This is a genomic window from Glycomyces sp. MUSA5-2, assembly GCF_037034145.1.
Classification (GTDB): domain Bacteria; phylum Actinomycetota; class Actinomycetes; order Mycobacteriales; family Micromonosporaceae; genus Glycomyces; species Glycomyces artemisiae.
The window spans coordinates 96,104-119,178 of the sequence record NZ_JBAGKG010000003.1 but is presented as its reverse complement, the minus strand read 5'-3'; the positions used below and the strand labels follow the sequence as shown (position 1 = coordinate 119,178).

The following is a 23,075-nucleotide window of genomic DNA, read 5'->3' as shown; positions in this document are numbered from 1 at the left end:
ACTAACGGTGTCAAAGGGACCGGGCAAGCTTCTGCGGCCCGGCCGGGGGTCGGGCCGCGAGGCTCAACCGCAGGTCGTTGCGGGATAAGCGGTTTCGATGGCGGCGCCGCCCGCGGTCGCGGTGACGGTTCCGGCGGTGACGGCGGTCTGCCGCGTGGTGAACGCGGCCGACGCGGCGGCTCCGGGGGCCAGACCGGTCACGGTCTTGGCGCCGAAGCCGGAGGAGAGCACCACGTCCACAGTGGTGTCTCTGGTGTTCGTGGCGGTGACGACCACGACGGCCTTGCCTCCGGCGCACCGCACGGAGGCGGCGAGCGTGAGCGGCGCGGTCACGGTGACCTGGGCCGTGACGGGCGCGCGCGAGTCGTCCTGCGCCGTGCCGGCCACGGTGAACGTGCCGGGCTGCGCGTACTGGGCAGGGTCGATCGCGTCCCAGTCGACCGCCACGTCCTGCTCGGACCCGTCGGCCTTGGTGAGGTGCGCGCCGGGCAGGACCGGGGCCGTGCCCGCGGTGGTGGTCACGTTGATCGGCGCGGCCCCGGTGACGGCGAGACCGGGCGCGAAGGCCGCGAGCACCGCTTCATATTCGGCGCGGGTCACCGGGATGACCGTGCCGTGGCGGGGCTTGCCGCCGTCGGCGTTCTCCGGCAGCTGGTCGCGCAGGGTCGAGCCCACGGGCTCCCACGCGTCGCCGTCGGCGATGTCGTCGGTGGCGAACGGGATGTAGTAGTTCGGCCCGGCGTGGTACGAGGGCTGGTCGATGAAGAGGTACCAGTCGTAGCCGTTGACGTCGCCTTCGTTGGCGGGGAAGACGCTCGGGCCCTCGCCCTGCGTGAACGTGCCGCCCGGCTCGCCGTTGGGCAGGCCGGTGGCGACCTGGTCCTTCACGAGCGTCCACTCGTCGGCGGCGCCCGTCGTGCCCGGCAGCGAGCCGGTCACGTTGTCGAGCAGGTCGTCCGAGCGCTCCTGGCGGATGGTCATCGAGGCCTCGTCCTTGATGAACCGGTAGTACGTGTCGTCCACCTGCGCGATCGTGGCGTCGATGGTGCCGCGGCCGGTGCCGCGCTTGACGTCGACCCACGGCTGCGGCTCGGAGAAGGTGGAGAAGTCGTCGGTCGTCGCGTACATCATGCGGTTGTAGGTGACGGCCGTGCGGTCCGCGGGGTCGGTGGTGTCGTAGAGGTTCGAGGCCCAGTAGACGACGTACGTGTCGAGCTCCTCGTCCCAGTACGCCTCGGGGGCCCAGGTGTTGCCCGCGTAGTCGCTGGAGACCTTCACGTGGCGCTGCTCGGACCAGTTGACGAGGTCGTTCGACTCCCACACCTCGATGTAGAGCGACCCGCTGCGCTGCGCGGTGTCGAAGCCGCCCGCGAGGCCGTCCACTTTGAGGTCGGTGGCGAGCATGTAGAACCGGTCGCCTTCCGCGGAGCGGATGATGAACGGGTCGCGCAGGCCTTGAGTCCCTTGGGTCGAGGTGAACAGCGGCTCGCCGTCGTTGAGGGTGTTCCAGCTCAGGGCGTCGTTGCCGCGCGAGGCCGCGAGGCTGACGCGTTCGGCCCCGGCGCCTTCGCCGGTGAAGAACGCCCAGACGTACGCCTCCTCCTCGGCTCCCGCGGCGGGAAGCGGCTGGAGGGTGAGCGTGAAGTCGCGGGCGCGGACGGCGTCGCCGATGCGGGCGGTCGCGGTGACCACTACCGGCACCGGGTCCCCGCCCGCGGCGGGGCGGTCGACCACGAGGGTCCGCGTGCCGTCGGCCGCGCCGTCGCGGAGCGCCACGGGCGCACCGGAAGGGACGGTCCACTCGATCGATGCGCCGTTGGCGCCCGCGGTCGGCACGGACACGTTGGTGCGCACGTCGTCGGCGGTCGGGATCGCGATGGCCGCCAGGTCGGCGTCGGCCTTCTCGGTGTCGGTCAGGTCCTCGGGGACGCTCACGGTGTACGTGCGGGTGCGTGTCTGGCCCGCGGCGGTGAAGGTCGCCGTCAGGGTGACCGTCGCGTCGCCGGAACCGGGGGCGGGCCGCGTCACGACCGCCGTGCCGCCGTCGACCGCGATCGCGTCGCCGTCGGAGGCCCAGTCGATCGTCGCACCGTAAGAAGAAGTGGGCAGCGCGAAATCCTCGGTGGCGCTGGCCTGCAACGAGACCGAGGCGACGGCGCGGTCGAGGGCGCCTTCGCTGTAGAGCGCCTGCGCCGCGTCGGCGTCGAGGGCCGAGCCGTAGACGGCGAGGTCGTCGAAGTCGCCCGCGAAGTACGCGTCGTTGTAGGTGGAGCGGCCGAGGTAGGCGACGAGGTTCGCGCCGAAGTCGGCGACGTCGCGGGCGATCGCGTGCTCGGCGGTCTTGGCGCCGTTGACGTACAGCGTGAGAGTGCCGTTCGTGCCGTCGATGACGGTGGTGTAGAGCGCGGCCCCGGCCGGGGTCCGCACGCCCGCGGTCGGCGTTCCCGTCGCGCCCGCGCCGATCTCGGTGCTCCACGGCGCGGAGGCGTTCACCGAGTTCGTGACGACGGACTTGACGTAGCCGCTCGGGTTGGCGGGGTTGAGGAGCCAGTAGCCGTCCGAGAAGGACGCGCCCGACGCGACGGGGGCGCCGATGAAGGCGGCCGCGACATTGGCGGCGCCGGAGCGGTCGGCGACCCACGCGGAGATCGTGAGGTCCTGGCGGCCGACGAGGTCGGCGGTCGGGATCTCCACGTACGCGGCGGCACTGGAGGCCGAGCCGCCGGGGAGCGAGAGGACGCCGCCGGTGAAGGCCGCGCCGGTCTGGCGGACCAGGCCGTCGTTGCCGTGGCCCGACTCGTCGGCGATCGTGATGCCGTCGGCGGGCGCGGCGTCGAAGGAGTAGTGGAGCAGGAGCGCCTCGTCGGCGGCGCTGGCGGGGGCGGCCGTGACGGCCAGGCCCAGGGCCAGCGCGGCGGTGGCGCAGGCGGAAGCGAATCGCGGGTGCAAGGGGGTGCCTCTCGTCGTTGAGATGGGCGGTGCGATGGGAAGAGGAGGGGTCGCCGCAGGCGCCTCGCGAATCCGGTGCGCGGGGTGCCTGCGGCGCCTATTCGCGTCGTCTGGCGAGGACGGCGCGCTGGAGGAGGACGAAGACGAGGAGGATGCCCCCCGTGATGATGGTGGTCGCTTCGGGCGGGATGCTGCCGTCGCGGGTGATGAGGACGTTCATGAGGCCGAGGACGAGCGCGCCGACGACCGAGCCGAGGACGAACCCGGCGCCGCCGGTGAGCAGGGTGCCGCCGATGACGGCCGCGGCGATTGCGTCGAGCTCCCAGCCGATGCCGGTGATGTTCTGGGCGCTGCCGAGTCGGGCGGTGTAGACGACGGCGGCGAGCCCGGCGAGGGTGCCGCTGATGATGTAGACCCACATCTTGGTGGCGGCCACGGGGAGGCCCATGAGCTGCGCGGACTGCTCGGAGCCGCCGATGGCGTAGACGGTGCGGCCGGTGCGGGTGCGGTGGAGGACGAAGAACGCGGCGAGGACGACGACGGCGGCGATGATGACGCCGGGGGTGATGGCGATGTCGTTGACCTTGGGTCCGTCGTAGACCTTGATCTGGGTGCCGAGTTCGCGCACGGGCGAGTCGTCGGCGAGGCGTTCGGGGACGGTGCTGAGGATCGAGGCGAGGCCGCGGCCCAGGAACATCATCGCGAGGGTGGCGATGAACGGCTGGACGTGGAAGTACTGGATGAGGATGCCGGAGGCCGCGCCGAAGGCGGTGCCGATGAGGACCATGACGAGCATGGCGATCCAGGGGTTCCAGCCCGCGTTCATGAGCATGACGCCCGCGACGCTGCTGAAGGCGATGACCGCGCCGACGGAGAGGTCGATGCCGCCGGTGAGGATCACGAAGGTGAGGCCGACGGTGAGGATGATGAGGTGGGCGTTGTTGATGAGCAGGTTCGACAGGGTGTTGAACTGGACGATCCGCCCGTACGCGGCCTCGCCGTAGACGATCATGCCGATGAAGATGACGACGGCGGCCGCGGTGGGCAGCGTGTCGAGGTGCAGGGACAGGCGCTTGGCGAGCGCGCGGACGCCGGTGGGCTCCGCGGGGGCCTGGGTCAGGGTGCTCATGCGGCGAGGGCCTCTCGCTCGGGCGTGCGGGCGGCGGCCGCGCGGCGCTGGCGGAACGCGCGCCGCACCCGCTCCGACTGGAGGAGGCAGAGCACGACGATGACGACGGCCTTGAAGGCGGGTGTGGCGGACGAGGAGACGCCGAGGAAGACGACGGTCTTGTCGAGGGTGGCGATGAGGATCGCGCCGACGACGGCCCCGGTGATGTTGAACTTGCCGCCCGCGAGGGAGGTGCCGCCGATGACGACGGCGAGGATCGCGTCGAGTTCGAGCTGGTAGCCGGTGCGGGAGACGTCGACGGTCATGACGCTGGCCGTGGCGAACACGCCCGCGAAGCCGGCGAGGACGCCGCCGAGGATGTAGACGGTGAACAGGAGCGCGCGGCGGTTGACGCCCGCGAGGCGGGCGGCCTTGGGGTCCATGCCGATCGCTTCGAGCATGAGGCCGAGGGCGCTGCGGCGCACCAGGAGTCCCATGGCGACGGCGAGGAGCAGGGCGAGGAGGAACACGACGGGCAGGCCGAGGACGTAGCCGTTGGCGATCCACCGGAACGTCTCGTTGGTGGCGGCGGTGTTCTGGCCGCCGGTGATGACCTTGGCGAGGCCGCGTCCGGCGAGCATGATGACGAGCGTCGAGATGAACGGCTGGAGGCCGACGACGGAGACGAGCACGCCGTTGACGGCGCCGAGGGCGGCGCTCACGACGACGACGAGGCCGAGGGCCGCGAGGCCGGAGCCGGGCGTGTCGGGGGCGCCGGAGAGGAACTCCATGGAGACGGCCCCGGCGACGACCATGACGGAGCCGACGGAGAGGTCGATGCCGCCGGTGGCGACGACGAGGCACATGCCGACGGCGATGAGGATGACGGGCGCGGCGGCGCGGAGGATGTCGATGACGTTGCCGACGAGGTTGCCCGAGGAGCCGATGGACACGGCGAGGTAGCCGGGGTCCTTGACGAGGTTGACGAGGAGCAGCAGCGCGATGGCCACGATGCCCCAGAAGTACTGGCGCCGGACGAGGGCCTTGAGTGCCTCGGCCGGGCCGTGCGCGTGCGCGCTCATGTGGTGGCCTCCTCGCGGACGGCGGCGTCCGCATTCGGGTCGCCGAGGCCGTCCTCGGCGATGACGGTGACGATTGAATCGGCGGACACGCCGGGCCCGCCTTCGAGTTCGGCGATCTTGCGGTGGTCCTTGAGGACGATGATGCGGTCGCTCTGCCTGACGACCTCCTCGATCTCGGAGGAGATGAACAGGACGGCGAGGCCCTCGTCGGCGAGGTCGGCGACGTACTCCTGGATCTCGGCCTTCGCGCCCACGTCGATGCCGCGCGTGGGCTCGTCGAGGATGAGGAGGTCGGGTTCCGTGGCGAGCCAGCGGCCGAGGAGGACCTTCTGCTGGTTGCCGCCGGAGAGCAGGCGCACGGGCCGCTCGGGGTCGGCGGGGCGGACGCCGAGGGCGTCCATGTACTTGGCGACGATGGCGTCCTGCTCGCGGCGGGTGAGCGGGCGGGCCCAGCCGCGGCGGGCCTGGACGGCGAGGACGAGGTTCTCGCGCACGGAGAGGTCGCGCACGATGCCCTCGTCGCGGCGGTTCTCGCTGGAGAACGCGATGTGCTTCGCGAGCGCCTTCGCGGGCGTGGTGATCTCGGCCTTCTCGCCGTCGACGGCGACGTCGCCGGTGTCGGGCCTGTCGGCGCCGTAGATGAGGCGGGCGAGCTCGGTGCGCCCGGAGCCGAGGAGGCCCGCGAGGCCGACGACCTCGCCGCGGTGGAGCTCGACGTCGACCGGGTCGATGGCGCCCTTGCGGCCGATGCCCTTGGCGGCGTAGAGCGGGGCCTCGTCGCCGCGGACGCGGCGGGACTCCTTGGCGTCGAGGGACTTGAGCGTCGCGAGGTCGCGGCCGATCATCTTCGCGATGAGCTGCGCCCGGTCGAGATCCTCCGTGCGGTACTCGCCTTCGAAGCGGCCGTTGCGCAGGACCGTGAGGCGGTCGCTGATCGCGTAGACCTGGTCGAGGAAGTGCGACACGAAGAGGATGGCGACGCCCTGGTCGCGGAGGTTGCGCACGACGGCGAACAGCTGCTCGACCTCGTTGGCGTCGAGGCTGGAGGTCGGCTCGTCGAGGATGAGGACCTTGCACTGCAACACCATTGAGCGGCTGATCGCGACGAGCTGCTGGAGCGCCAGCGGCAGCGCGGCGAGCGACTGCTTGGGGTTGAGGTGGCCGAGCCCGAGCTTCGCGAGGGTCTTCGCGGCGGCCTTGTTGGTGGCCCTCCAGTTGATCCCCGCGGGGCCGCGCACCTCGTGGCCGAGCATGACGTTCTCGCCGATGGTGAGGTTCGCGCAGAGGTTGACCTCCTGGTAGACCGTGGAGATGCCCGCGCTCTGCGCGTCGGCGGTGCCGCCGAGGCGCCGCGGCTCGCCCGCGATGCGGATCTCGCCCTCGTCGATCTTGTAGACGCCGGTGAGCGCCTTGATGAGCGTCGACTTCCCGGCGCCGTTCTCGCCCATGAGCGCGTGGACCTCGCCGGGGTAGAGCCGCAGCCCGACCTCGTCGAGCGCCTTCACGCCCGGGAACGCGATCGAGATGCCGACCATCTCGACGATCGGAAGCGATTCTGGCATCGCCTGCTCCACATCCTGTCGCCGCGGCGGCGCCGCGGGGTGGCCTGGGGTGCGGGGCCCCGGAGGGCCCCGCACCGATCTTGACTGCTGTTCCTGGGACTAGAACTTGCGGTCGGGGAGCGCGGCCTCGGCCGCCTCGGGCGAGTCGAAGGTCGCGCTGGGCACGACGATGCTCGACTCGACGTCGTCGCCGTTCAGGACCTGCTCGACCACTTCGAGGGCGGTCTCGCCGAACAGCGGGTTGTACTCGGCGACGAAGCTGAGCTCGCCGGCCGCGAGGGATTCGAGGGCGTTCTTGGTGCCGTCGATCGTGGCGATCTTGACGTCGGTGCCGGGGGTGAGGCCCGCCTCCTGGACGGCCTGCACGGCGCCGAGGCCCATCTCGTCGTTCTGCGCGAAGATGAACTGCACGTCGTTGTCGTTGGACTTCAGGACGGTCTCGACGACGCTCTTGGCCTCTTCGGTGGACCAGTTCGCGGTCTGCGCGCCGACCTTGACGAGGTTCGCCTGGCCGCCCGCGACGGCGTCGAAGCCCTCGTTGCGCTCGTTCACGACCGAGACGCCCGCGGGGCCTTCGAGCACGAAGTAGTTGGCGCCGTCGGGGAACGCGGAGACGGCCCAGTCGGCGACGGCCGTGGAGACCGCGATGTTGTCGGGGGCGATGCGGGTGACGTAGAGGTCGGTGTCGTCGGGCTCGATGCCGCGGTCGAGGAGGATCACCGGGATCTCCGCCTCCTGCGCGCGCTTGAGCGAGTCCTCCCAGCCGGTGGCCTCGGTGGCCGACAGCAGGATGACGTCCACGCCCTCGTCGACGAACGACGTGAACGCGTCGATCTGCGACTTCTGGTCCAGGTTCGTGGCAGGGGCGTACTTGAGCTCGTAGCCCGCGTCCTCGGTGAACGTCTCCTGGATGTTGGTCTCGTTGGCCTCGCGCCAGGCGCCTTCCGGGCCGACCGCGACGAAGCCCACGGTGGTCAGGCCGTCGTCGTCGCCCCCGTCCCCGCCGCCGCAGGCGGTGAGGCCGAGCGCGAGGGCGCCGGCGGTCGCCGCTCCGAGCACCTGGACGATGCGCTGCTTTGCAGACATGTTCTCCTCCTTGAGATGCCGGACGCTGAGGGGTCCGGCGGACCGGATCCGGGGATCCGCTGCCGTTGCAGTGACGCAGGGGTTGCGCCGCGCGATTTATGTTACCGGGAACAAAATCGGGAGCACAAGAGTCGTGTCACAATCGTGACCCATCGATTCCTCTATTCCTCCGGCTCGCCGTCGAGGTCGCCGTCGAGGTCCGCGGCGATCATCTCCACGATCGTGTCGACGGTGACGCCGGGGCCGTTGCTCAGCTCGCCGATCTTCTCGCGGTCCTTGAGGACCACGATCCGGTCGCTCAGGCGCACGACCTCTTCGAGCTGCGAGGAGATGAAGACGACGGCCACGCCCTCGCCCGCCAGCTGGGCCACGCGCCGCTGGATGTCGAGCTTCGCGCCGATGTCGACCCCGCGCGTCGGCTCGTCGAGGATGAGCACGTGCGGGCGGGTCGCGAGGAGGCGCGCGAGCAGGATCTTCTGCTGCGTGCCGCCCGACAGTTCTTCGACGGGCCGGTCGATGTCGCTCGGGGACAGGTGCAGCGCTTCGAGATACGTCTCGATGAGCGCGCCCTGCTCGCCCCGCGACAGGGGCCGCGACCAGCCGCGCATCGCCTGGAGGGCGAGCACGATGTTCTCGCGGGCGGTGAGCCCGGCGATGATGCCCTCGCCTCTGAGGTCCTCAGTGGACAGGGCGATGCGCTGGTGCAGGGCCGCGCCGGGGCTGCGGAGCTGCACGCGGACGCCGTCGACCCAGATCTCCCCGGAGTCGGCGCGCTCCGCGCCGCCCATGAGGCGGGCGAGCTCGGTCCGGCCCGAGCCGTGCAGCCCCGCGAAGCCGACGACCTCGCCGCGCGACAGCTCGATGTCCGTCGGATCGAGGGTGCCGCGCCGGCCCAGCGCCGAGGCGCGCAGCGTCGGCTTGCCCGACGCGGAGTAGTGGTGGGCCAAGCGCTCTGAACGAAGCGCCTTGAGCGCCTCGATGTCCTCGCCGAGCATCTTCGAGATGAGGTCGGAGCGGTCGAGTTCGGCCGCGAGGTACTCCCCCACCAGGCGCCCTTCCCGCAGCACGGTCATCCGGTCGGCGACCTCGAAGACCTGCTCGATGAAGTGCGAGACGAACAGGATCGCCACGCCGCGGTCGCGCAGGCCGCGCACGACGCGCAGCAGCGTGCGCACCTCGGACGCGTCGAGGCTCGACGTCGGCTCGTCCAGGACGAGCACCCGCGGCTCCACCACGAGGGCCCGCGCCACGGCCACGAGCTGCTTCACCGCAGGTGTCAACGCGGACAAGGGCATGCGCGGGTCGAGGTCGTTCAGGCCCAGCAGCGCGAGCACCTCGGCCGCGCGGGCGCGGTTGGCCTTCCAGTCGATGCCGAACGCGCCGCGCACCTCGTTGCCGATCATGACGTTCTCGGCCACCGTCAGGTGCGGGCTCAGGTGCGTCTCCTGGAACACCGTCGCGATGCCCTCGGCGCGGCTGCGGGCGACGCCGGTCGGCATCCGCTCCTCGCCCTCGATGCGCACCTCGCCCTCCAGGATCGGGAGCGTCCCGGTGAGCGCGCCGATGAGCGTCGACTTCCCGGCGCCGTTCTCCCCCATGAGCGCGTGGACTTCCCCGGGGTACAGCGCCAGGTCGACGTCGTCGAGCACGCGCACCCCGGAGAACTCGACGGTGATGCCCGTCATCTCCACCACCGGCTGGATGTCGTTCATCGCTCGGCCCCCCGGGGCGCGGCGGTCGAGGACCGCACCAGCAGTTCCGCGGGAATCCTTGTCACGCGCGGGATCTCGCGCTCCTCGACGGCGGCGCGCAGCAGGTCCACGATCGCGGTGCCGAGCGCGCGGAAGTTCTGCCGCACCGTGGTCAGCGGCGGCAGCACGTGGGCGGCCAGCGGCACGTCGTCGAAGCCGACGACGCTCAGCTCCCCCGGCACGGAGATGCCGCGCTCGGACAGGCCGTGGACGAGGCCCACCGCCATGTCGTCGTTCGCCACGAACACGGCCGTGTAGTCGGGCACTTCCCGTATGCCCCTGGCGAAGTCGTACGCGAAGTCGGCGCTCCAGTCGCCGACCACGATCGGGCGCTCGCGCACGCCCCAGGCCTTGGCGCGGGCGTGGAACGCGCGCTCGCGGGCCCGCGCGTCGAGCCAGTCGAGGGGCCCGGCGAGGTGCAGGATGTCGCGGTGCCCGAGGGAGACGAGGTGGTCGACGGCGAGCGTGGTCCCCTCCTGCTGGTCGAGCGAGACGGTGAGGAAGGTCGGGTCGCGGTCGGGTTTGACGACGAGGACGGGGACGCCGATGGAGATCTTGCGCAGGGCCGCGATGGAGGAGGAGCGGGGCGCGATGACGCAGAGCGCGTCGACACCCTGGGTGGTGAGGTTGTCGACGGCCTCCTGCGGGGAGATGCCGTCGCCGTCGCCGAGGGAGATCGAGCTGACCGCATATCCGGCGGCGCGGGCCGTGGACTCCAGGGCGCGGAGCGTGCTCGTCGGGCCGTACTCGACGGCGCTCTCGACGATGACGCCGATCCGCTGGCTCTTCTGGGTCGCGAGTGCGCGCGCGGCCATGTTGGGCCGGTAGTCGAGCTCCTCGATGACCTCCAGGACGCGGCGCCTGGTCGCGTCCTTGATGTGCGGGTAGTTGTTGAGGACCCGCGACACGGTCATGTGGGAGACCCCGGCGAGGCGCGCGACCTGCCGGATGTTCGGCTTGTCAGCACTCGTGTTCGCCACGCGCGCCCTCCAAGGGGATGGTCTCCATCGGGTCCGTCCTTCGCACCAGCCGGGGTATCGCGCCGAGTACGGCGCGATACCCCCAGCCTATCGATTCGGCGCAGGAGCGGATGTCGTCGGAGCCGGGTATGACGACATCCGCGGACGTCGATAGCACCGAATGTTACCGGGAACAATTCATTTGGGTCAATACCTGGCTCTTTGATAGGCTCCCGACTCGTTGCGAGAGAGGGGCGCGGATGACGGAATCGCGGGCGGCAAGGGCGGTTGCAGCGGCTCAGGCGGTGGCCGTGTCAGTCGGACTCGACGCCGCGGAGGCGGTCGTGCTCCACGAGTCGAACAAGTACGCGGTGCGGCTGCGGCCCTGCGACGCACTCGCCCGGGTGGCTCCGATCGATGAGCAGGTCGCGCAGTTCGAGCTGGACGTGGCCGGGAAACTCGCCGCCGCGGGCGCGCCCGTCGCGGTCCCCGAACCGCGAGTTCCGGCGCGCGTTGTCGAGCGCGACGGCTTCACGGTCGCGTTCTGGACCTACTACGAGCCCGCGGCCCCGGAGGTCCCTCCGGCCGAGTACGCCGCCGCGCTCGAACGGCTCCACGCCGGGATGCGCGGCCTCGACGTCCCGGCCCCGCATTTCACCGACCGGGTGGCGGAAGCGCTCGCGATCGTGGCGGACCGCGAGGTCAGCCCCGGACTCCCGGAGGAGGACCGGGCGGTGCTCATCGAGGCGCTGGACCTGGGTCGCCACATTGCAGCGCGCGGGAACGAGCAGCTCCTGCACGGCGAGCCGCACCCGGGGAACCTGCTCGCCGCCCGCGAGGGCCCGCGGTTCATCGACTTCGAGACGTGCTGCCGCGGCCCCGTCGAGTTCGACCTGGCCCACACGCCCGACGCGGTCGCCGAGCACTACCGGGGCGCCGACCGCGACCTGCTGCGCGAGTGCCGCATCCTCATGCTCGCCATGATCATCGCGTGGCGCTGGGACCCGGCCGACCGGTTCCCCGACGGGATGCGGTTCGCAGCGGAGAAGCTCGCGGAGCTGCGGGCCGAGTTCAGGCGCTGACGAGCGCGCGGGGCGCGAGCACCCCCGACCGCCACAGCACCGCGGTCGCCAGCGCCGCGGGCGCGGCGAGGCCGAACACCGGGATCAGGCCGGGCACCAGGTAGTAGACGCAGAGCAGGACGCCGACGCCCGCGCCCGCGAGGGCCGCGGTGGCCGGTCGCCCCGCCGTGAGCACCAGGGCCCGGCGCAGCAGCGCCCCGGCCCCTTCCTCGAAGTGGGACTGCAAGGGCCACACCAGGACCGTGACGACGCCGAGGACGACCCCGGCGACGGTGAGCCCGCCCGCGAGGAACGGCCCGGCCGCGCCGAGGTCGAGATGTTCGACCACGCGCCGGTCCACGAGCAGGAACGCCCAGCACAGGGCCAGGACCGCGCCGAGCCGGTTGGCGGCGGCGAACTCGCGCTTCCACAGCTCGCCGAACCGGGCCCTCAGCCCGGCGAGGGTCAGCGGCTCGTCGGGGCGGGCGATGGCGGTGCGGGCGTCGTCGCGGAGCACGCCGTGGAGCGCGGACGTGGCGGGGAAGGCCCCGAGGACGACGCCGCCGCGGAGCGTCCAGGCGAGCCACAGCAGGTGCAGGCACAGCAGCCGCAGGCCGAGCCGGCCGAGGCGCTGGTACCAGTCGAGGAACGCGGGCCTCATCCCTTCACCGCCCCGATCATGACGCCCTTCTCGAAGTAGCGCTGGAGGAACGGGTACAGCACGATCACCGGCAGGGTGGAGACGACGATGACGCCGTACTTGATCTGGTCGGCGTACTGCTGCGCGTAGGACCCGGCCCCGGCGCCGCCCGCTCCGCCCGCGCCTCCAGAGAAGGCCTGGTTGGAGATGAGGATGTCGCGCAGGACGATCTGGAGCGGCTGGAGGCTGTAGTCGCGCACGAACACCAGGCCCGTGAAGAAGTCGTTCCAGTGCTGCACCAGGTAGTACAGGCCGATGACCGAGAGGATCGGCATCGACAGCGGGAGGGCGATCTTCAGGAAGAACTGGAAGTAGTTCGCGCCGTCGATGGAGGCGGCCTCGTGCAGTTCCTCGGGCAGCGAGTGCTCGAAGAACGAGCGGGCGATGATGAGGTTGAAGACGTTCACCGCCGACGGCAGGATGAACACGAGCCAGTTGTCGAGCAGGTTCAGGTCGCGCAGCAGCAGGTACATCGGGATGAGCCCGCCGCTGAAGAACATCGTGAACGCGAAGAAGAACATGAGCACGCGCCGCGGCCGGAACTCGCGGCGCGAGAGCGTGAACGCCGCGGGCATGGTCACCAGCAGGTTGAGGGCGGTCCCGGCGACGGCGTAGAGCAGCGTGTTGCGGTAGCCGTTCCAGATGCGGTCGTCGGCGAGGATCTGCTCGTACCCGAACCAGGAGAGGTCGCGCGGGAAGAGCCAGACCTGCCCGGTCGAGACCAGGTCCGGGCTGCTGACGGAGGCGATGACCACGAAGTAGATCGGGTACAGGGTCAGCAGCAGCACCAGGACGCAGCACAGGGCCAGGAGGGCCTTGAAGACGAGGTCGCCGGGCGTGTCGCGGCGGAGGCTCGCGAATGGACTCTGCTTGTCGGAAAGACGCTGCATCGGGCTCACCACAGGCTCGTGTTGGAGACGCGTTTGGCGATCTGGTTGGCCACCACCAGGAACGCGAAGTTGATGAGGGTGTTGAACAGGCCGATCGCGGTCGCGTAGCTGAACTGGTTCGAGAGGATGCCGATCTTGTAGACGTAGGTCGCGATCACCTCGGAGACGCCGAGGTTGAGCGGGTTCTGCATCAGGAAGATCTTCTCGAAGCCGGTGTTGAGCACGTTCCCCATGTTGAGGATGAGCAGCACGATCATCGTGGGCACCAGCGCGGGCACGTCGACGTGCCGGATGATGCTGAACCGGCCGGCACCGTCGATCTTCGCGGCCTCGTACAGCTGCGGGTCGACGCTGGAGAGCGCGGCGAGGTAGATGATGCTGTTCCACCCGGCGTGCTGCCACACCTCGGAGAGCACGTAGACCGGCACGAACGCGCTGGCGCTGCCGAGGAAGTTCGCGTCGTCCACCCCGAACAGGCCCACGACGCGGGTGATGAGGCCCGAGGTCGGCGACAGGAACACCTGGAGCATGCCGACGATGACCACGATCGAGATGAAGTGCGGCAGGTACGTCGCGGTCTGGAGGAACTTCTTGCGGCGCCGCCCGAGCACCTGGTTCACCATGAGCGCCAGCGCGATCGGGGCGACGAAGCCCGCGGCGAGGGTGCTGACGCTGATGACCACGGTGTTGCGCAGCAGGGTCCAGAACTGGGGGCTGTCGAAGAACTGCTGGAAGTACTTGAGGCCCACCCAGTCGCCGCCGGTGATCCCTGCGGCGAAGTCGAACTCGCGGAACGCGAGCTGGAGCCCGTACATCGGCACGTACGCGAAGACCGCGACGAAGGCGACGGCCGGGGCGACCATGACCCACAGCTGCCAGTACCTGCGGAAGTGCCGCTTGAGGCGGTGGACCGGGCCCGGGGCCCGCCGGGGGGCGAGGCCCCCGGCGGTCCGGGCGGTGGCCGCGGAGGTCATCCCTGCGCCGCCAGGTACTCGTCGTAGTAGCGCTGGTGGATCTCGACGGCCTCGGTCAGGCCGAGCCCTTCGAGCTCGGCGACGTAGTCGTCCCATTCGGCGTCGACGCCGCCTTCGGTGATCCAGGTGGCCCACCGCTGCATGGCCGGTCCGAGGATGTCGGTGTGCAGCAGGGAGAGGCGGCTGGAGTCCTCGGCGTTCATCTTGATGAGCTCGCCGGGCCAGATGTCGGTGGCCGGGTCGATGGCGGCGAGGGCGTCGGCGAACGGCGCCTCGTCCTCGACGGCCTCCTGGATGTCGGTCGGGAGGGTGACCTCGATGTCGTCGCGGATCCAGCCGGGGCTGTTGTCGGCGAGGGTGGTCGTCCACTTCCAGGAGGAGGGGTCGAGGGTCTCGTCGGCGGGCGGCAGCACGGTGTAGACGCCGTTGCCGCCGTCCTCGATGTTCTGCCCGAACTCGCCCCAGAGGGCCTGGAGGGAGAGGTCCTGGCCGTAGAAGGCGTCGATCACCTTGAGCGCGGCGTCCTTCTTGGTGCTCTGCGCGGACATGGTGATGGTGTTGAGGCCGTAGTTGAGGGAGTAGGAGTCGTAGGTCCACGCGACGTCGGTGGTCGAGGCGTCGGCCGCGAGCGGGGCGATCGGCGCGTACTGGTCGGCGATCTGCGGGCCGAAGCGGTCGGAGGCGGTCCAGCCCCACGAGAAGCCGACCTTCGCGGTGTCGCCGTCGCCGCGGCCCACGGACTGGTACGCGGAGTAGTCCTGGGTCATGACGTCGGCGCTGACGAGGCCGTCGGCGTAGAGGTCGTGCAGGAAGGAGACGACCTCCTTGTAGCGGGGGTCGGTGAGGAAGTTGCCGACGGTGCCGTCCTCGACGAAGTAGCCGGAGCCGCCGCCGTTGGTGATGGGCAGGCCGAGGCTGCCGAGGAACACGGAGGGCTGGAAGTAGCCGAAGCCGCTCTCGCCCGCCGGGGACCAGTCGATCGGGATCTCGTCGTCGGGGTCGCCGTTGCCGTTGGCGTCCTCGGTCTTGAAGGCGAGGAGCACTTCGTGGAGCTCGTCCCAGGTAGTCGGCTGCTCCAGGCCGAGGTTGTCGAGCCACTGCTGGTTGATGTACTGCCGGGTGGAGGTCTGGGGCCAGAAGCGGCGGTAGGAGGGGATGGAGAAGACCTCGCCGTCGGGGCGGGTCGCCATGAGCTCGGTCTCGGGGCGGGCGTCGAACATGGCCTGCACGTTGGGGAGCGAGTCCATGTCGTCGCTGAGGTCCTCGAAGAGGCCGGTGAAGGTGACCATGTCGGCGTCGGTGATGGCGTTCGCGCCGATGACGAGGTCGGGGATGTCGCCGGCGGCGAGCATCGTGGACTTCTTCTGGTCCCAGTCGGCCGAGACCTCCTCCCACTCCACGGGGATGCCCGCGGCCTCCTCGATGTCGGCGACCCAGCCCATGTCGGCCATGGGCCCGGTGAGGGCGTGCTTGACGACGAGGATGTGGAGCGCGTTGTCGTCCTCGCCTCCGCCGCCGCAGGCGCTCAGCAGCAGGGCCGCTGCGGCGAGGGAGGCGACGGCGGCGGGTGCGCCGCGGCGGTGGGGTTTCGGGAGCAAGACTCCTCCTTGAGTCGGGGCGGCCCCCGCAGGCGGCGTTCGGGATCGCAGGGGCGGCCGCTGCCTGGGGGTTCGTGCGGATCGCCGCGGTCGCGGCGACCAAGATCCACATGAATATATGCATCTGGTTCAGCGTTGTCAATGACGAGACATCAACAAATGTGAACGTGAACCATCTCGATTCGGACTCGTTGGTCGCGCCTCGGCCGCGGGTCAGCGCGGGACGCCGGAGGAGGCCCGCGGGACCAGGTGCGCGCCGGTACGGCGGATGCGCGGCGGCCCGGACTCGCCGCCGAGGCGCTCGACCAGCATCGCCACGGCCGCGTCGACCATGGCCTGGTGCTCGGGGCTCACCGTCGTGAGCGGAGGGACGGTGAACTCGGCCTCGTCGGTGTCGTCGAAGCCGGTGAGCGCCACGTCGTCGGGCACGCGCACGCCGCGGATGCGCAGGGCCCGCAGCGCGCCGACGGCCACGGCGTCGTTGATGCAGACCACCGCGTCGAACTCCGCGCCGGAGGCGAGCAGGCCGGACATGGCCTCGAAGCCGGGCGCGCGGCGGTCCCAGTCCGAGCCCGCGGCCATGAGCGCCGGGTCCGCTTCGATCCCGTACTCGTGCAGGGCCGCGAGGAACCCCTCGTAGCGGTCGCCGTCCGGCAGGCCGCTCTCGGTCGCGTTCCACACCAGTGCGAGTCGGCGCCTCCCGGTGTCCAGGAGGTGGCGGGTGACGGCCTCGAAGCCCTCGTGCTGGCCCATGACGACGGTGTCGAGGAGCCCCGAGGGGTTGCCGCCGAACTGGATGACCGGCCGCTCGGGCGCCCGGTCCCCCAGCTGGTGCGGGTGGAAGTTCGGGAAGACGATCACGCCGTCCGCGTCGGCGGTCGTCTCGCCTTGCACCGCGCGGAGTCCCGACTTGCCGTCGGGGGCGATGCGCAGCGTCGTGGTGAGCCCTTCGGCTTCGAGGGCGAGGATCAGCCGCTCGGCGTTCTCGGCGTAGTAGGGCTGGTGGAGGTTCGGGACGACGATCGCGATCCGGCCGCTGCCGCCGCCCGCGAGGGCCCGGCCCGCGCGGTTGACGCGGTAGCCGACGGCCTCGACGGCCTGCCACACGCGCTGGCGGGTGGCCTCGGCGGCGTAGGGGCGGCCGAGGAGCACGTTCGAGACGGTCTTCGGGGAGACGCGCGCGACGGCCGCGACGTCGGCGAGGGTCGGGCGCTTCATCGGGCGCCCTGGGACGTCGACTCGCGCTGCACGAGCGTGACGGGGACGCTGACCGACTCCGGGGCCTGGCCGGGCTGGGAGAAGCGGGCGGTGAGCAAGTCGATGGCGTTGTGCGCGAGGGAGATCGGGTCGGGGTCGATGGTGGTCAGCGAAGGCGTGCTGAACCGGGCGTCGTCGAGGTTGCCGTAGCCGATGACGGCGACGCGGCCGGGGACGTCCACTCCGGCGGCGTGGAGCCCGGCGAGCGCTCCCAAGGCGATCTCGTCGGTGCCGCAGATGAGCGCGTCGACGCCGGGCTGCTCGGTGAGCGCGCGCTGCGCGGCCCGGAAGCCCGCGGCGCGGCCGATGTCGCCGGGCCCGGGGTCGATGCGCGCGAGGGCCTGGCCGGGCTCCGCGAGCGGGCCGGGGCCGAGGAGCACGGGGCGGTGGTGGCCCATGACGCGCAGATGCCGCAGCGCGGTGTTCACGGCCTGGTCGAGATCGGCGCGCACCACGTCGACGGCGGGCTCGGTCGCGGGCCGCCGGGTGATGTCGACGCGCACGACAGGCCCGTCCTCGGCGGCCACGGCCTCGGCGGGGAGGTCGGGCGCGTCGACCGCGAGCAGCGCGTCGAAGGTGTGGCCGCGCAGTCCGAGCGCGGCGGCGAGGCGCGCGGGGTCGTCGTGGGTGGGTTCGACGGCGGCGTGGAGGCCGTGCCGGTCGAGCTCCATGACGAGGCGCTCCACGAGCGCGGCGAGGAGGGGGCGGCGCAGTCCGGCGACGGCGATGCCGACCACGCCGGTCCGTCCGGTGCGGAGGGTCCGGGCCGAGGCGTTCGGGGTCCAGCCGAGCTCGGCGATGGCCGCCCGCACCTGGTCGCGGGTCTCGGGGCGGATGTGGGGCTCCTCGTTGACCACGCGGGACACCGTCTTCACCGAGACGCCGGCTCGCACCGCGACCTCGCGCATCGTCACACGCATGCGCACCACATTAGCCCGAACCGCAACCCCGGCCCGCCCTCCGAGCGGCCGCCGCCCGGCGCCTGGTGCGGCGCCGGGCGGCGGCGGTTCACTCGGACGCGGGGCAGAGCCCGGCGGCGAGGAGTGCAAAGACGGCCCCTTCGAACTGGGCGGGGTCGTGGTAGCCGTGCTTGTCGTCGGTGCTCCACGAGACGGTGACCTGCCGGTCGCCGTCGAAGGAGTGGAACGTGCGGGTCAGGTGACCCATGCCGTCCCCGGCGTGGCCGAGGAAGAGTTCCTCCCCGGCGGGGCAGTCGAGCGCGATCGCGCCTAGGCCGAGCCCGTACTGGAAGCCGGTGCCGGTGTCGGCGAACGCGGTCGCCTCGGCGAGCTGGTCGGCGGTCAGCAGGGTCCCGTCGGTGAGCGCGTCGTAGAAGTCGTTGACGTCGTGCGCGGTGGAGACCACGCCGCCGGAGGCCCACAGCTGCGAGTAGGAGGCGGCAGTGGCGTCGAAGTACGGCTCGTCGGGGTCGTCGGTGCTGATGTACGGGACCGAGTGCGGGCCGCGGATGCCGGACGTGTCGGGGCGCGGGAGGTCGGTGCGGTCCAGTCCGGCGGGCGTGAAGATCCGCTCGCGCAGCTCGTGGCGCAGGGTCTCCCCGGTGCGCTCCTCGATGAGCAGCCCGAGGAGCGTGTACCCGGTGTTGGAGTAGGCCCAGCCGTCGCCGGGCGGGAACGACGGGTTCTCGGCGGCGGCGATGGCGACGAGTTCCTCAGGCTCGTAATAGGTCTCGTAGCCTTCGCGGACCTCGGCCAGGTCGCCGTCCTCCAAGCCGGGGTAGGCGACGGCGACCCAGTCGGGGACGCCGCCGGTGTGGCCCAGGAGCTGGCGGACCGTGGGCTGCTCCTCGTAGGGCAGGAGCCCGGGGAGGTACCGGTCGATCGGGTCGTCGAGGTCGAGTTCGCCTTCGCCGTCGAGCTGGAGGACGACGGCCGCGACCATCGACTTGGTGACGCTGCCTATGCGCACCCGGTCCCCCGGCCGCGCGTCGGGGGCGCCCTCCTCCAGGCTCCGCGGCCCGGACGCGCCCTTCCAGGTCTCGCGCCCTTCGCGGACCTCGACCACGACCGACCCGTCGGTCAGCGCGGCGACGTCGGCGAGGCGCTGCTCCAGCAGCCCGGTGTCGAGGCCCCGACTCGGCCGCTCGGCGTCGGCGTTGGCGACCTGCACGGCCGCCAACCCCGCGACGAGCCCCACGGCGGTCGCCGCGGCGGTGATGATGCGTCTTCTCATGCATCGGACCCTATGGGCCGCAACGGTTCCGGTCGACCTTGCAAACCCCCCGACCGGAGGTACGGACCGCCCTACCCCACGGCATGCGACGAGTGCTCGCGGAGCATCGGCACCCGCTTCAGTTCGGTGGCGCAGCGCCAGGTCCATTCGACGGGGCCGTAGCGGAAGCGGCGCAGCCACAGGGTGCATGCGAGGGATTGGGCCGTGATGAGGATTGCGGTGCCGCCGAAGGTCAGGGCGGCGTAGTTCCAGTCGCGCACGTCGACGAGGGCGGCGAAGGCGACTGCGGCAGCGGCCTGGGTCAGGAAGCAGGTCAGGGCCATCCGGCCGATCGGGGCCAGGAAGGCAGTCAGGGCCGCTGCGGCGCGGGTGCGCAGGAGGAGCAGTGTGCCGAGGACGTAGGCGGCGGAGGTCGCGAGCAGGCCCGCTTCGGCGAGCACCGCGCCCTGGATCGTCCCGGTGTCCGGTTGCAGCGCTATTGACAAGACGGCGAGTGCGGTTGCGGCCGTGAGGCATACGGCGAGGCGGCGGCCGTGCCGTTCCAGGCCGTTGTGGAGGCCGTACTGCACCGTCGAGTATCCGAGGGCGAGCAGTCCGCTCCATTCGAGGAGGACCTTCACCGGGCTGCCGTGGCTCTGCGGGTCGAGTTCGGTGATCGGCATCGAGGCGGCCACGAGCGCCAGGCCCGCGAGGAGCACGTAGCGGCGCGGCAGGTAGGAGAGCGGCAGGAGCGCCGCCAGGCCGAGGACGGCGTAGACGGCGAGCTGGAGGTTGCCGTCGAGGGCGAGCGCCTGGAAAACGCCGATCGCGAACAGCGCCGCCAGTCTTCGCACGAGCAGGAGGCGAGGCCGGGGTGCGCGCCGGGAGGCCGATTCCAGGATCAGCGCGAAGCTGACGCCGAAGAGGAAGCAGAAGATCGTGAGGAACCGCTGGTAGACGAGGTTGTCGTAGATGAAGGAGGAGACGGGGTCGGGCGCGGGGAAGCCGTCGCCGAAGGTCAGCGCCAGGTTCACGAGCGGCAGCCCGGCCAGGGCGAGGCCGCGGACGACGTCGATGTCGGGGATGCGTCGGGTCATCCCCGCATGACACCACCCCGCTCCCCCGCGGGTCCTCAACCCGCGGAGCGATATCCGGCCTCACCCCAGGGAGTGAGGCGGCGCCCGGTTCCGCCGGGTTCAGGCGGAGTGGACGGGATAAGCCGACCCAGAGGAGCAGCACGGCGATACTGGCGGCGGCGCCCGCGAAGCAGGCCGCGGCCGTCTTCGGGCTCGGCGGGGCGGTGCCGGTGGTGTGGCCGCTCAGCATCGACTGGAGCTGCTCGCGCAGCTCCTCGTTGAACGCGAGCCCGGCCGCGAGGATCAGCGCCGAAGGCAGCGCGTAGACGAGCGTGTAGCCGACGAGGACGATCACTGCGATCGGCGCAGCGACGTCGGCGTCAATGAGCCGTTCGACGGCCAGGACCATCGGGAACGCGTTGGGGAGGTCGCCCGCGGTGGCGAGCACGCCGAACGGCAGTGCGCTCCAGGCGTTCACCCACGGCGGCAGCGTGAAGCCCTTCCGCTCCCGCGGCCTGAGCCTGCGCACGCCCATGACCGCCAGCGCCACCGCCAGACCGGCGAAGAGCAAGCGGCGCAGCCACAGTGCGACGCCGTCGAACACCGAGTCCGCGAACGACAGTCCGAAATAGAACAGCAGCGCGAAGGCCAGGAACGACACGGCCGCCCCGAGCATGAACGCCCACCCGGTCGGCGCAGGACGCCTCGCACCGAGCAGGATCACGATGACGATCCAGATCGTGGCGGCGTTGATCGAGTCGAGCAGCGCCAGTCCCGTCAAGCCCCACAGCAGCCCGCCGGTCAACGGGCACCGCCCCGGTCGCGTCGCATCTGCACTCCCTCTGTCGGCGGCACGGCGCCGCCCGGTCGCACAGTAGCCGACCCGCTCGGGCCCCGGTCAGTCCGCCAGCGCGGCCGCCGCCGCGATGAAGTCGGCGAGCGGGCCGGAGGCGCCGGTGCCCTTGGGCCACACCAGGGCGACCTCGCTGGGGGCGACGCCGGAGACGTCGCGGTAGGCGATGTCGGGGCGGGCGTAGTAGCGGGCGGCGCTCGCGGGGGCGAGGGCGATGCCGTCGCCGTTGGCGATGGCGGTGAGCCAGTCGTCGGGGTGCTCGGTCACGGCGCCGATGCGCACGGGCCGTCCGCCGCGGGCGTCGGCGGCGATCCAGTGGTCGCGGAAGGCGCCGGTCGCGGCGGGGGCGGCGATGAAGGGCTCGTCGAGGAGGTCGGCCATGGTGAGCGATTCGCGTTGCGCGAGTGGGTGGTTCGCGGCCAGCGCGATGCAGCGGGGCTCGGTGAGGAGCGGGAGTACCTCGTACTCGTCCTGGCGGGGGAACGGCAGGCGCATGAAGCCCGCGTCGACGTCGCCGGAGACGAGTCCGGCGATGGGGTCGCCCCAGTTCGCCTGGCGGAGTTCGACGCGCCAGTCGGGGCGGCGTTCGCGGAACGCGGCGATGATGGGCTGGGTCTTCTCGTTGGCGGCGCTGGCGAGGAAGCTGACGCGGAGCACGCGGGAGGCTTCGGCGTCGGCGGCGCGCACGGCGCGGCGGGCGGTGTCCCAGGCGGCGAGGACGGCCGGTGCGGCGGCGGCGAGGGCTTCGCCGGGGCCGGTGAGGGCCATGCCGTGTTTGGAGCGTTCGAAGAGCGCGGCGCCGAGCTGGGTTTCGAGCTGGCGGATCTGCTTGGTGAGCGCGGGCTGGGAGAGGTAGAGCCGTTCGGCGGCGCGGGTGAGGTTCCCTTCTTCGGCGACGGTGGCGAAGGAGCGCAGCAGCCGCGTGTCGACATCCATAACCACAGGTTATCGATACTGGTATTGGACGTGCGGCGGGATCGGTCCGAGACTTGGAGCGTCCGGCGGAGGTGCCGCCGGAGCAGACCGGAGGACCGCCCGATGCTCGTCGCCCTTGTCGTCGTCACCGTGATCGCCATCGCCGCCAACGCGGTGGAGTCCGTTGCGAACTTCATGGGCGCGGCGTGGGTGAAGCGGAACTCGCGGGCGGTGGGGGTGCCGGACTCGTGGCTGCCGTTCCTGGGGGTCGTGAAGGGCGCGGCGGCGCTGGGGCTGGCGGCCGGGTTCGTGTGGCGGCCGCTGGGGGTCGCGGCCGCGGTCGGACTGGTGGTGTTCTTCGTGCTGGCGACGGCGCTGCACGTGAAGGAGCGGGTGTTCCACAACTTCTACGGGCCCTTGGGGTTCCTGGCGCTGAGCGTCGCGGTCCTGTGGCTCATGATCGCGGCGTAGCGCGGGTCGCGGGGTCAGCGCGCGGCGGGGAAGAGCCTGCCGACGGCGGTGACGACGGCGGCGCGGCGGTCGCGGAGGTACTGCTCGCGCTCGGCCGGGTCGGCGGGGAGGAAGTCGATCGTTCCGGCCCATGAGGCGGCGATCTGGTTGAGCAGCACCACGATGTCGATGGGGTCCCAGGACGGGTCGAGCAGGCCGTCCGCTTGCGCCTTGGCGACGCGTTCGAGCTTGCCGGCCATGGTCGCGCGGATCGGGTCCTCGGTGTCGCCGGGGTCGAGTTCGAGGCGGCCCCACTGCATGAGCCGGTACCGCTCGGGGTGGGCGGCGTAGTAGTCGTGGAGGCGGCCCGCGTAGCCGGGCAGGTCGGCGGGGTCCATGCGCGTGGCCTCGACGATGGCGCTCAGCTCCGCGGCCGAGACGTGCCGGTAGAGGGCCTCCTTGCTCTTGAAGTAGGCGTAGACGCGCTCCTTGCTGGTCTTCGCCGCTTTCGCGATTCGGTCGATGCGGGCGCCCGCGATTCCGTAGCGTGCGAACTCGGTGCGCGCGGCCGCGAGGATGCGGTCGCGCGTGGCTTCGGGGCTGGTCGTGGGCGGCATATGCCCAGCATACCT

19 protein-coding genes and 1 pseudogene are annotated in these 23,075 nt (G+C 71.4%); 2 read left to right on the top strand and 18 right to left on the bottom strand.

Annotated features, from left to right (window positions below):
- Positions 1-63 precede the first annotated feature (63 nt).
- The 7 genes from WA640_RS10795 to WA640_RS10765 all read right to left on the bottom strand — a co-directional run bounded on the left by WA640_RS10795 (position 64) and on the right by WA640_RS10765 (position 10,518).
- Positions 64-2,949, bottom strand: coding sequence for an immunoglobulin-like domain-containing protein (locus WA640_RS10795; protein ID WP_335987651.1), 2,886 nt, complete (start codon positions 2,947-2,949; stop codon positions 64-66).
- A gap of 97 nt (positions 2,950-3,046) precedes the next feature.
- Positions 3,047-4,078: an ABC transporter permease gene (locus tag WA640_RS10790; RefSeq protein WP_106363776.1), complete on the bottom strand. Its 1,032-nt coding sequence runs from the start codon at positions 4,076-4,078 to the stop codon at positions 3,047-3,049.
- Positions 4,075-5,139 (bottom strand): ABC transporter permease, encoded by a 1,065-nt coding sequence (locus WA640_RS10785; RefSeq protein WP_106363777.1) that lies wholly within the window; start codon positions 5,137-5,139, stop codon positions 4,075-4,077. Before WA640_RS10785 ends, WA640_RS10790 begins: the two co-directional genes overlap by 4 nt.
- Entirely contained in the window at positions 5,136-6,701 is a 1,566-nt protein-coding gene (locus tag WA640_RS10780; RefSeq protein WP_335987650.1) for a sugar ABC transporter ATP-binding protein, read from the bottom strand. Before WA640_RS10780 ends, WA640_RS10785 begins: the two co-directional genes overlap by 4 nt.
- Positions 6,702-6,800: 99 nt before the next feature.
- Positions 6,801-7,787, bottom strand: coding sequence for an ABC transporter substrate-binding protein (locus WA640_RS10775; protein WP_106363778.1), 987 nt, complete (start codon positions 7,785-7,787; stop codon positions 6,801-6,803).
- A 161-nt stretch (positions 7,788-7,948) separates the two neighbouring features.
- On the bottom strand, positions 7,949-9,499 hold the full coding sequence (locus WA640_RS10770) for a sugar ABC transporter ATP-binding protein (RefSeq protein WP_335987649.1): 1,551 nt from the start codon (positions 9,497-9,499) through the stop codon (positions 7,949-7,951).
- Positions 9,496-10,518: a LacI family DNA-binding transcriptional regulator gene (locus WA640_RS10765; RefSeq protein ID WP_106363780.1), complete on the bottom strand. Its 1,023-nt coding sequence runs from the start codon at positions 10,516-10,518 to the stop codon at positions 9,496-9,498. The genes WA640_RS10770 and WA640_RS10765 overlap by 4 nt, the downstream gene beginning before the upstream one ends.
- Positions 10,519-10,757: 239 nt before the next feature.
- On the opposite strand from WA640_RS10765, the gene WA640_RS10760 reads away from it, so the two are divergent.
- Complete coding sequence (locus WA640_RS10760; protein ID WP_442904729.1) at positions 10,758-11,579, top strand: phosphotransferase; 822 nt, start codon at positions 10,758-10,760, stop codon at positions 11,577-11,579.
- Here the strand turns inward: WA640_RS10760 and WA640_RS10755 are convergent.
- From WA640_RS10755 to WA640_RS10710, 10 genes and pseudogenes are all read right to left on the bottom strand, one after another.
- The gene (locus WA640_RS10755) at positions 11,569-12,219 is read right to left on the bottom strand and encodes a YesL family protein (RefSeq protein ID WP_335987647.1); all 651 of its coding nucleotides are present in this window, start codon (positions 12,217-12,219) and stop codon (positions 11,569-11,571) included. The two genes, WA640_RS10760 and WA640_RS10755, sit on opposite strands and share 11 nt — an antisense overlap.
- Entirely contained in the window at positions 12,216-13,148 is a 933-nt protein-coding gene (locus tag WA640_RS10750) for a carbohydrate ABC transporter permease (protein ID WP_335987646.1), read from the bottom strand. Before WA640_RS10750 ends, WA640_RS10755 begins: the two co-directional genes overlap by 4 nt.
- 5 nt (positions 13,149-13,153) lie before the next feature.
- Complete coding sequence (locus WA640_RS10745) at positions 13,154-14,122, bottom strand: ABC transporter permease (protein ID WP_335987645.1); 969 nt, start codon at positions 14,120-14,122, stop codon at positions 13,154-13,156.
- Positions 14,119-15,720 carry a hypothetical protein gene (locus tag WA640_RS10740; RefSeq protein ID WP_335987644.1) on the bottom strand — a complete coding sequence of 534 codons (1,602 nt, stop codon included), beginning with the start codon at positions 15,718-15,720 and terminating at the stop codon, positions 14,119-14,121. The genes WA640_RS10745 and WA640_RS10740 overlap by 4 nt, the downstream gene beginning before the upstream one ends.
- Before the next feature lie 213 nt (positions 15,721-15,933).
- Complete coding sequence (locus WA640_RS10735) at positions 15,934-16,938, bottom strand: LacI family DNA-binding transcriptional regulator (protein WP_335987643.1); 1,005 nt, start codon at positions 16,936-16,938, stop codon at positions 15,934-15,936.
- Positions 16,935-17,897 carry a LacI family DNA-binding transcriptional regulator gene (locus tag WA640_RS10730; RefSeq protein ID WP_335987642.1) on the bottom strand — a complete coding sequence of 321 codons (963 nt, stop codon included), beginning with the start codon at positions 17,895-17,897 and terminating at the stop codon, positions 16,935-16,937. Before WA640_RS10730 ends, WA640_RS10735 begins: the two co-directional genes overlap by 4 nt.
- 88 nt (positions 17,898-17,985) lie before the next feature.
- On the bottom strand, positions 17,986-19,170 hold the full coding sequence (locus WA640_RS10725) for a serine hydrolase domain-containing protein (RefSeq protein WP_335987641.1): 1,185 nt from the start codon (positions 19,168-19,170) through the stop codon (positions 17,986-17,988).
- A gap of 71 nt (positions 19,171-19,241) precedes the next feature.
- Entirely contained in the window at positions 19,242-20,246 is a 1,005-nt protein-coding gene (locus tag WA640_RS10720; protein WP_335987640.1) for a DUF418 domain-containing protein, read from the bottom strand.
- 286 nt (positions 20,247-20,532) lie between these two features.
- Positions 20,533-20,949, bottom strand: a pseudogene (locus tag WA640_RS28830) (hypothetical protein); the annotation flags it as partial.
- Between the two features lie 174 nt (positions 20,950-21,123).
- Positions 21,124-22,014 carry a LysR family transcriptional regulator gene (locus WA640_RS10710; RefSeq protein ID WP_335987638.1) on the bottom strand — a complete coding sequence of 297 codons (891 nt, stop codon included), beginning with the start codon at positions 22,012-22,014 and terminating at the stop codon, positions 21,124-21,126.
- A 102-nt stretch (positions 22,015-22,116) separates the two neighbouring features.
- On the opposite strand from WA640_RS10710, the gene WA640_RS10705 reads away from it, so the two are divergent.
- Positions 22,117-22,464, top strand: coding sequence for a DoxX family protein (locus WA640_RS10705; RefSeq protein WP_335987637.1), 348 nt, complete (start codon positions 22,117-22,119; stop codon positions 22,462-22,464).
- 14 nt (positions 22,465-22,478) lie between these two features.
- Here the strand turns inward: WA640_RS10705 and WA640_RS10700 are convergent, their stop codons facing one another.
- Entirely contained in the window at positions 22,479-23,060 is a 582-nt protein-coding gene (locus WA640_RS10700; protein WP_335987636.1) for a TetR/AcrR family transcriptional regulator, read from the bottom strand.
- Positions 23,061-23,075: the final 15 nt, after the last annotated feature.